The 9274-nt window shown below is 34.8% G+C and carries 9 protein-coding genes and 4 pseudogenes; 1 reads left to right on the top strand and 12 read right to left on the bottom strand.

The features are described 5' to 3' along the window. The 3 genes and pseudogenes from IR173_RS18315 to IR173_RS17640 all read right to left on the bottom strand — a co-directional run. A pseudogene (locus IR173_RS18315) lies at positions 1-383 on the bottom strand (DUF1573 domain-containing protein); the annotation flags it as partial. 4 nt (positions 384-387) lie between these two features. Then, positions 388-885: pseudogene (locus tag IR173_RS18320) on the bottom strand (DUF1573 domain-containing protein); the annotation flags it as partial. A gap of 3 nt (positions 886-888) precedes the next feature. Then, on the bottom strand, positions 889-1113 hold the full coding sequence (locus IR173_RS17640) for an NVEALA domain-containing protein (protein ID WP_237040823.1): 225 nt from the start codon (positions 1111-1113) through the stop codon (positions 889-891). Between the two features lie 220 nt (positions 1114-1333). Here IR173_RS17640 and IR173_RS17645 point away from each other — a divergent pair, with 220 nt between their 5' ends. Then, the gene (locus IR173_RS17645) at positions 1334-2452 is read left to right on the top strand and encodes a winged helix-turn-helix domain-containing protein (protein WP_237040824.1); all 1119 of its coding nucleotides are present in this window, start codon (positions 1334-1336) and stop codon (positions 2450-2452) included. 123 nt (positions 2453-2575) lie between these two features. Here IR173_RS17645 and IR173_RS17650 read toward each other — a convergent pair whose 3' ends face one another. The 9 genes and pseudogenes from IR173_RS17650 to IR173_RS17690 form a co-directional block, all read right to left on the bottom strand. After that, positions 2576-3538, bottom strand: a complete 963-nt coding sequence (locus IR173_RS17650) for a TolB-like 6-bladed beta-propeller domain-containing protein (protein WP_237040825.1) — start codon at positions 3536-3538, stop codon at positions 2576-2578. A gap of 99 nt (positions 3539-3637) precedes the next feature. Further along, positions 3638-3889, bottom strand: a complete 252-nt coding sequence (locus tag IR173_RS17655; protein ID WP_237040826.1) for an NVEALA domain-containing protein — start codon at positions 3887-3889, stop codon at positions 3638-3640. Between the two features lie 361 nt (positions 3890-4250). Then, positions 4251-4469, bottom strand: a pseudogene (locus IR173_RS18285) (S26 family signal peptidase); the annotation flags it as partial. A 156-nt stretch (positions 4470-4625) separates the two neighbouring features. Continuing rightward, positions 4626-4964 carry a hypothetical protein gene (locus IR173_RS17665; RefSeq protein WP_237040828.1) on the bottom strand — a complete coding sequence of 113 codons (339 nt, stop codon included), beginning with the start codon at positions 4962-4964 and terminating at the stop codon, positions 4626-4628. A gap of 1 nt (position 4965) precedes the next feature. Then, complete coding sequence (locus tag IR173_RS17670; RefSeq protein ID WP_237040829.1) at positions 4966-6012, bottom strand: BF3164 family lipoprotein; 1047 nt, start codon at positions 6010-6012, stop codon at positions 4966-4968. Between the two features lie 65 nt (positions 6013-6077). Then, positions 6078-6296 (bottom strand): NVEALA domain-containing protein, encoded by a 219-nt coding sequence (locus tag IR173_RS17675; protein WP_237040830.1) that lies wholly within the window; start codon positions 6294-6296, stop codon positions 6078-6080. Between the two features lie 49 nt (positions 6297-6345). Next, positions 6346-7380: a BF3164 family lipoprotein gene (locus IR173_RS17680; RefSeq protein ID WP_237040831.1), complete on the bottom strand. Its 1035-nt coding sequence runs from the start codon at positions 7378-7380 to the stop codon at positions 6346-6348. 158 nt (positions 7381-7538) lie between these two features. After that, positions 7539-8639: a 6-bladed beta-propeller gene (locus IR173_RS17685; RefSeq protein WP_237040832.1), complete on the bottom strand. Its 1101-nt coding sequence runs from the start codon at positions 8637-8639 to the stop codon at positions 7539-7541. A 240-nt stretch (positions 8640-8879) separates the two neighbouring features. Continuing rightward, a pseudogene (locus IR173_RS17690) lies at positions 8880-9026 on the bottom strand (NVEALA domain-containing protein); the annotation flags it as partial. Positions 9027-9274: the final 248 nt, after the last annotated feature.

Raw genomic sequence — 9274 nt, forward strand, 5'->3', positions numbered from 1 at the left:
CCGGAACGGACAGGTTCCTTGCTGTAACTCACCTTGGTGCAACCGCAAGATGTAGTGACATCCTGAATGACCAGCAGATTGTTGCCCTCATTGGTCAATACAAATTTGTATTCCTGCCTTTCCGATTGTGGAAAAGTCCCGAAATCCATATTGGCCGTATTGACGGAAACGTCTGTCATGGCAACTGCCGAAGAAGGCATTTCGCCATTGGTCAATCTCTGCAGATAGAGCTCTTTCACCTTTGGATTGTGAACCGGGTTGCCTATCGCTATCACTTTGTTTTCCCGGTTTAATAAAAAAGATTGAAATGTCATTTCACCGGGAAAACGGTTTAATGCATTAAAATCATCCTTTTCATCGAGACAAACCGGATAAGTGAAGGCATNCCTTTGGATTGTGAACCGGGTTGCCTATCGCTATCACTTTGTTTTCCCGGTTTAATAAAAAAGATTGAAATGTCATTTCACCGGGAAAACGGTTTAATGCATTAAAATCATCCTTTTCATCGAGACAAACCGGATAAGTGAAGGCATCCCTCCGGGTAATGTAACGCAACTCTTTTATATCCTTGGGGTGGAAATAGAACACAAAGGACACTTTTCCCTGAGCCAATGAATCTACTTCGTGCATGAATTCTTTCCAACGAGGCAATTGCAACTTACAACTGGTGCAACCTACAGAGTCTACATAAGTAACTATCTTATATTCGGCATCTGCGAAAGAAAAATCAATCGTATCTTTCCCTTGAATGGTGAAAACAGAATGGGGAGGAAAGGAAATCTCTTTCCCATCCCATTCTTTAACCAAACGAGCGATTTTCTCTTTTTCTGATTCCTTGCAAGAACATAGTAAACAGAGAAAAAACAGTAAATAAATGTGTTTCATATATTATTCTAAACTATAATATCTGATTACTGCTTCTACTTTAATACCAATAGGGCAATCTACCGTTCCTTCTCCTATACATGTTATACCATTTTCCTGTTCTCCATTTGCCAATGCTTCTATATTGTCTAATAATAAATCATTAGTATTATCATTAGAATAGGAAGAACTTATAAAACTCATTACTGTTGCTACAATAATAAATGAAAGGACCATTTTCTTTTTCATACACTCTATCTTATTAATTGAAAGCAAAATTAGGCTTTTATTTTTAAATTTAAAGCATAGGATACCTCACATTTACCTTACGGAAACCTTGTATTTACCTTGCTGAAGCCTTATGGGAACCTCACCGATGCTATTAATAGATATATTACATCTACAATCTTCTCTTTTTTATTATATTTTTATCCATATTCTTATTTTCGTTATCTTTGCAAAAAAAAGTATGGCTGCAAGATTCAAAAATACAATTGGATTAATTATTCTAATCGTGATTGGAATAATTGGTGTTTTCTATTTTTTAGTTTCGTTAGCAGAAGAGGATATTCACATGTTGGCTGAACGCGCTTTGCAAGAAACTATAATAGAGGATTATCATGTCAGAAGCAATACGAAACCAATATATTCTCGACCTGGAGGAAGGAAGATTAAAAATTATCAAATAGAGACAGAAAAAGGGATAGAGACTTTTTCTTTTAAAGATAGTATATATGAATATAGGGCTAATCAATTAGTGACCCAATACCTCTTGGCGGAGTACTCTCCTATAAATCCGGATATGTTTATGGTTATCTTTAATGAAAAGATGAAAAAGAATGGCATAACGGATTCAATGGGAATTATTTATCGATATAAGGGACAGCCCCAATATAGTAATAATGATTCTCTTTCTCCCCGAACAGCATATTGCACAACGATACAATTTCTGGATGCAAGAGAAACTGTCAGTGTGCAGGCATGGGTGAATTACAATATTTGGACAATAATAAAATATATACCCCTATTGATGATATTCTATGTAGTTTGTGTATTAGGTGTTTTTATGCTATTAATACTTATATACACCTACTATAAGAATAAGAAATGTAATGCGAAGGATAATTTTATTGCTGCCGAAGTTAAAGCGCCGGAGAGTGGAGGAGAAGTGGCAGAAGGGAATATTCGATTGGAAGATATAATCTTGGATACGAATAAGACAAAAGCACATATGGGTTCAAAAGAGTTGGATATTTCCAAGCAAGCCTTTCAATTGTTACTGCTTTTTCAGAAAAGATCTGAACATTTTGTTTCTAGAGATGAAATAAAAAAAGGACTGTGGGCAAATGAGTACGAGGCATTGGACGAAATGAATTTGGATAGAAGAGTTGACTCAAGTATTAATAGGTTAAGGAAAGCATTACAAGATTATCCTCAATATAAAATAGAAAGAATAAGAGGTGTTGGCTATCAATTGGTTGTCAATTCCAATCTAGGTAAAAACGGTTCCGTTAGTCAAATTGACCACTATAAGATTATTGTTGAGAAAATTTCGAATAGGCTTAGAAACTGCTTCAAACGTTTGTAGCGTGTGTTTCCATACAAACATCTTATTTAAGCGATGGGTAGCCATCGACTTTATATAAGCATCCGGCTTATTATTATTTATATTGTCCCTCTTCCGGAAAAAACTTGTTGATTGGCAAGTATGCTATTTGACATCATCAAAAGTTTCCTTCCAATAATATAGAATCGTATGCCCTTCATCATTGGCTGCCGTATATAAAATACGATTATTTCTAACATCAATTGCAAAAGAATTAGTATGATGAGCCAATTGATATGTTTTCACATAATTCAACTCCCAGTCCAACACTATGATACGCGAAGGTTCCCCATCTGCGTTATCCCAGTCTTTTTCCCTGACGCGCTGCATCAACACGTAAACATATTGATCCGTAGCGTGTGTTTCCATACAGCAAAGTTGGCTTTCTCCGTTTATGGACTGCCCTTCCAATATAGGGAAGATAGGATTCCTGCCTATCATCACCTCTTTCAACATCTCCTTTTTCTCTACATCATATAAATATAGTTTATTATAGAAACGCATACCCGATACAACTCGATGCAATCGAGTATTTACAGCAATCCTATTGGAATTCATTACCGTAAAATCGCCTTCGGAAGGCAATAGAGAGGAGGGGAAAGAAATCCAGTTGCGAACATTCAGGATACTGTCATAAACAAAGAACAAACCTTCGCCACTGTCTATATTGCCGTAATACAGATGATTGTTCTCCACTAATACAGATGCACCTATCAAGGCAGAGGGCATGGAAGAAGATACAATGGCTTTCTCTTCGTGCGCCAATAAACGCTTTATATTAATATCCTTGAATGAAGCCAAATTCACATCGTACACAGAAACATGCTCAGATACAGAATCCGTCTGATTCATAAAAAAAGGAAATAGAAAATCTTCCGGTCCATTTCCCGAAAAACCAAATTTCTCTTTAAACAAGAAGGAATCAGCATCATATATATAAAAGAAAGGTTCTGCCTTCCGGTTTATCACTACCAGAAATGAATCAGACACTATTAATTTATCTGCATATAGTACTTCTGACAGGTCTACATTTTCCACTTGAGGATATGCTATTTTATCCTCTGTCATAATGGTAATTTCCCTATTCACGCAGGAATCCAAGAGTATAAGTAATACTATACAAATACAATATTTGATATTTTCTACCTTCGTTCGCATCCAATCCATTTAATAACAGGTTGATTTACTACTTGTCCCTATGTATCCCCAAGTACATGTGCTACATTTGCACAAAAAAGAAGAACCGCTGCCGGAATAACAAGTTATATGATTTCCACCCCCTTCTTCACTAGCCAATGCTTCCACATTAGCCAAAGCCAATTCTGACATTCCCTCAGCCTTCTGAGAGCTATACACATTATACCCTGCTATCAAAGCAAATGCAGCAACCAGTGTTGCTTTCAAAATATTCTTTTTCATCTCTTTTCTATGTTTCGATGATTAATAAAAGTTGTTTTCATCTTTTTATTTCCATATATGCATACTCTTTGCCGACTATTTATTAAAAAGTAAGATTATATAGAAATAGCTTTTCCCCTAATGTGCATGAGAATGCAAATATAGTAAAAGAATATTTTATTTCTTGATAACCAGCTTCTTTATTTCCTCTCTCATCTGTTTTATTGCTGTGGATTGTATTTTCGGTTCTTTTTCCATTATCATCTTTGCATCCTGTTCCAGTTTTTGTCGTTGATAACCTCCCAGTTCCGCATGTGGTTTTGCCTAATTTTTCCTCTATCCCGCGTATCCTATAGAATCCGTTCCTTATTTCCAGCGTATCTCCCGGCAACCGGTGAATCTTCACTTCCTTTTCTTCCAATGCATCCCAGATATTGAAGATGCGGGTTCCCATTATCCATTTGTTCACCAACACATTATCGCCTGCCTGTAAAGCAGGATACATGGAGTCGGAAGGAATATGGAAGGTGGCGAAAGTGGTGACCTGAAAGAATATGAAGATTATAATCAGAATACAAATACTGAACAATACGGTTAACAGTCTGCCTGCTATCCGCCTATCCTTTTTCTAATCAAATCGCTATACTCCATTTTATAGTTTCAAAATATATAAATTATCAGCATCTTATCTCCTTTTGATTAACCAATATCCAATATACCTCCATTATCTTTTGGGCAGATTGCAAAGATTTACAATTTATTTCGTGAACTTATTTGGAAGTTTCTTGCCTTTTTTCTTTTCTATTACAAAAACAGCTTGTATATTCTCAAATAATAAAGGCTGTTCTTTCTTTACACATTTAAAATAATCACTATCCGGTAAGAAAAGTTCGATAGACTCCATTGCCAGAGGATTAATCAACCGTACATCTGACACATGTGCTAAAAAATAATCCTTATCGATTTTAATGACACAAACATCCTTATCCTTTGGAGAAGCAATGAGTGTAACATCATTTGCTTTTATTTCTTGCGATGCTATATTACAAGGAAAGAGAAATAATGCATTTATAAATATAAGTAATATTAATCTCATACTATCTCAAATTATCGGGTAAAACATATTCAATTATCTCATATCCAATTTCTGTGTCCTCATATAAACCATATAATTTATTCCCCTGCACGGCAATGTCTCTGACACGTTTATCTAATATCAATTGGCATATAGGCAGACCATCCCAACTAAAAACATGAACGGTATTTCCGGAAATAAAGGGCTCGCCTTCTCTTTGATACATCCCCGAATAAAGACCATAAATATATTGAGAATCAGAAGATAAATACAGATACCCCCATCGCGTATCCTTATCCGGTGCAAAATTTAAGCTCCCCTGAATGTCTATGGTTGTTAAACGTGGAGTAAAAAATTTTGCTCCATCTGCAACTTTTGTTATAGACATATTCTGAGGATTAAAGTCGTATATCTCTAACACACCGCCATATCTTGTTGCTACCGCAAAACGGTTAGAGCCGGGTTTACGTTCCATATCTGATAGATAAGCAACTCCTTTGATATAAAAAGGTATATCTTTTTCTTGTTCTTTGATTTCGTATTCACCCCATGCATTAATCTTTTCTCCTTTAGAGTTCAATATGCTAAAACGTTTATCACATGGAAAAGAACCTGTAGCAATATAAACAGAATCGGATATATTTATTAATGATATAATACTGCCTTCAAGTTCCGTCTTGAAGCTAACCAAAGGTCTGTCTATATGTTGTAAAAGACTGTCTGTCGAATAAGTTAATAATGACATTTTCCCACCGTCATAGACAGAAAAGCTAGAGCCATTGACAAGGACCGGACCGAGGTCAATAACTTCATTGGGGCCTTCGCCTCTTTCTCCAAAATGATAACAAAATGACATATCTGATTTTAGCATTGTCAGGCAGGTATTATCATAGAAGTCGCGGAATATAAAATAACCATTAGCAATATTTATAGTGAAAGGTATACCTAAACTATCTCCGACAGACAACATTTTTCCTGTTATGCATATTTCGTGTGGGAAAAAATCATTCGATTTCTTACACCCCAACAAGCAACTTAAGCACAGAAGGCTGAATATGATTTTCTTCATTTATTTACTTTTATACCAAAACATCATTTAGTATTAATACAACTCTTACTTGTTAAATAATGATATTAATGTGAACGAGATTGAAAGACCATTTGTCCATTGAGATACAAATCACAATAAGGTCCACCAGATTTACAGTAATAATAATCAGTAGTATCACCCTCTATATTTGCTAATGCTTCCACATTAGCCAAAGCCAACTCAGACATCACATCCGATTTCTGAGAGTTATACACATTAAATCCTGCTACCAGAGTAAACGCAGCAACAACTGTTGCTTTCAATTTTTTTCATCTTCGTTTTATTCTTTAAATTAAGCTATTGCGTAAATTTTCACAGATTGTATTTAAATGATACAAGTTTATCTTCAGGGTCCTGAATAATTCCATATCCCATTTGGTTCTCTTCATCAACGGCAAAGCACATCAATCGTTGCCCTGTTTTTAATAACTTTACAGGATTTCCTTCCCAGTCAAGGACTAGAATATTCCTTTGCTTTCTCTGTTCCGAGTCTTGAGTCAAGAGATAAATATGATTTTCCGTGCCCACTATGTCGACAGAGACCGGGTCGCATCCTTCTTTCATCTTTGCGAAGACAACATGTTCGTCAGTACTGAATTTATATTTATATTTTCCAAGTTGCTTTTTGAACTTCAGGGTCGGGCATCTTTTTCCCATTGGGTCATATTCATAAATCTCCAGAACAAAATAAGAGCATGAAGCAAATAAATGTTTTTGAGGATTTACTGCAAAATGGCATTGATGAAACATAGCTTTAGATAAGTGTGGAATATCTTTTTCTGCCTCCCAGAAGTCCGGGAATTCACCAAACTCTATTAACTCATTACTTTTTTGTAAGTTCATCCACGCATATCGTTTCTTCCAAAAACCGGACAGTACAAATTGAGTATCGGTTAATGGAACGAAACAATCCGCTTCTGTTTTGGCCTGCAGGTCCCTTACCAGTTTTGGGGATTTATGAATAGACTGGGTTGACAGATGATTCAATAAATGGATAGGACGACTTAAAATCCACAAATTATTATTCAACAAAAGAACCTCTAACGGAGATAGCAATTCGTTGGGGCCATCTCCTTGTCCTAATAACCTTCGTTCTATTTTATTATTATTAAGATTGAATACAGTAAGTAAAGAATCTCCATAATAATCATTTATCAACAAAAGGCTATCTATTTTAATAACCTGCATGATATCACCTAGTATTTCAGGATAATCTATGTCTTCAAATACTAACTTCTCTTGATTGGAAAACTTATATCCTATGGTTGTGTCCGCTGTGCGAGTGGTACATTGAATACAACTTAACGTAAGCAGCCCTAATAATATAGTTTTAACATTCATATCCATTCTATTCTGTTTTATCAGATTAAAGTATTTATAATCAACTGTTTATTAATAAAACGCTATCAAAGATATGGAGAATAAGCTAATTTTCCAAACATTTACGTCGATAATTCTTAAGGACTTTTACTCTTTGCCAATTAATTTCTTTATTCTCTCTCATTTTATTGCAATTCACATTCCAATAGCCAAGGATTATCATCGTCTTTAATCTTATCTTTGCTAATTGTTTCAGCAGGAATCATGAATATGAAAGAGTTATCTCCCTCACAACATATAATCGATGATAAAAAATTTAGATTCTTTGTGGGTATTATATCGTTTTCCAATGTTGCATTTTTACCATAAGTATAACCTTTTAGCCCTTCTTTGTTACCAATCACAATCACTTTCTCTTTATCGGGATAAAACTTTGTCATCAATACATCATCTCCCAATGTGCGAACCGTAGACAGAAAAATATATTCTTCCTTTATTTTTTCATATTGGTCTTCATAACCGTATTTCTCATAATAACTCCTATTGATTGCCGGAGTTAACAATGCTTCATTACACTCCAAAATATCTTGATAATACATAGAATCCGATTCGGCACTGTAAGCAACTCCACATTGTGTATTATCTAATTGGTATATTACTTTATTATTATATACAAAGAATTGATTGGGTTTCAAACCAGAATTGGCCAAGTCTTTTTTCATATATTTAAATCGTACACTTCCATCAATATTACAAACATTGAAAACAGAATCTTCGGGCGTTACAGTTAATATTGTATTTTTATTGAGATATTTAAATTGGTTTACATAACTGTTTATGGCAATAGTTCTCTTATATGAAACTGTTTTTGCGTCATAGATTTTAATTCCACCAATAGTGGAAATCCATATCTCTTCCGGTCCATTGGTTACTATATCAAAATCAAAAATTGAAGTATAATCTTCCGGTCCATTGCCTGCACGGGATAACTTATTGATGTAATGTCCTTCTTCATCGAAACGTAGAATTGAATTTTGAGATTGGATGTAAAACGTAGAATTGCGTTTGATAATTTTGTTACTACGCCCTCCAATCAAACAAGAGTCATTGGTTTCTAGAGCTATTGTCCGATAATTTTTGAATATATCTGAGAGCTTTACTGTTTGTTGATTCTCTAATAAATTGTAGTCATTCATAGAAAACAAAGAAGTTGTTGTCCTATCTTGTTGGGTGCATCCTACAAAGCAACATGATATTATTAAAAATAGAAAAATTGCCTTTCTCATGTTAAATTTATAAATTGGTAATGAGAGTATAGAACTCTCCTTTTTGATTTTTATAAGAGTAATTACTCTCCTCTTATAAACATTGTAAGAGGGGATGAAAGAGAGTCGTTTCCTCTCTGTTTTTTTTGAGGATTTTTATCCTTTAGTTGCTCCACATGTACAAATATCACCAGAACCATTGGCAACGCAGACGTGATAAACACATCCTTCTGAATCGTACACACGGCTCTATCGGCACGAACCTCCATCTTCTCCATCAGCCAATGCTTCCACATTAGCTAAAACCAACTCAGACATCACATCCGATTTCTGAGAGTTGTACACATTATACCCTGCCAGCAAAGCAAATGCAGCAACCAGTGTTGTTTTCAAAATATTCTTTTTCATCTCTTTTCTATGTTTCGATGATTAATAAAAGTTGTTTTCATCTTTTGTCGGAAAGAATTCCACCGCAGAAAAAGCAAATACATGACTTGCTGGTTCTGATTATTTCCATATATGCATACTCTTTGTTAAAAAGTAAGATTATATAGAAATAGCTTTCCCCCTAATGTGCATGAGAATGCAAATATAGTAAAAGAATATTTTATTCCTTGATAACCAGCTTCTTTATTTCCTCTCTCATCTGTTTTATT

The organism is Phocaeicola faecalis, assembly GCF_021730445.1.
Taxonomy (GTDB): Bacteria; Bacteroidota; Bacteroidia; order Bacteroidales; family Bacteroidaceae; genus Phocaeicola; species Phocaeicola faecalis.

Excerpts from the sequence above, each read along its gene's own strand:
- IR173_RS17640 (WP_237040823.1), bottom strand. The coding sequence starts at position 1,113 with ATGAAAAAGAAAATGGTCCTTTCATTTATTATTGTAGCAACAGTAATG.
- IR173_RS17645 (WP_237040824.1), top strand. The coding sequence starts at position 1,334 with ATGGCTGCAAGATTCAAAAATACAATTGGATTAATTATTCTAATCGTG.
- IR173_RS17650 (WP_237040825.1), bottom strand. The coding sequence starts at position 3,538 with ATGACAGAGGATAAAATAGCATATCCTCAAGTGGAAAATGTAGACCTG.
- IR173_RS17655 (WP_237040826.1), bottom strand. The coding sequence starts at position 3,889 with ATGAAAAAGAATATTTTGAAAGCAACACTGGTTGCTGCATTTGCTTTG.
- IR173_RS17665 (WP_237040828.1), bottom strand. The coding sequence starts at position 4,964 with ATGAGATTAATATTACTTATATTTATAAATGCATTATTTCTCTTTCCT.
- IR173_RS17670 (WP_237040829.1), bottom strand. The coding sequence starts at position 6,012 with ATGAAGAAAATCATATTCAGCCTTCTGTGCTTAAGTTGCTTGTTGGGG.
- IR173_RS17680 (WP_237040831.1), bottom strand. The coding sequence starts at position 7,380 with ATGGATATGAATGTTAAAACTATATTATTAGGGCTGCTTACGTTAAGT.
- IR173_RS17685 (WP_237040832.1), bottom strand. The coding sequence starts at position 8,639 with ATGAGAAAGGCAATTTTTCTATTTTTAATAATATCATGTTGCTTTGTA.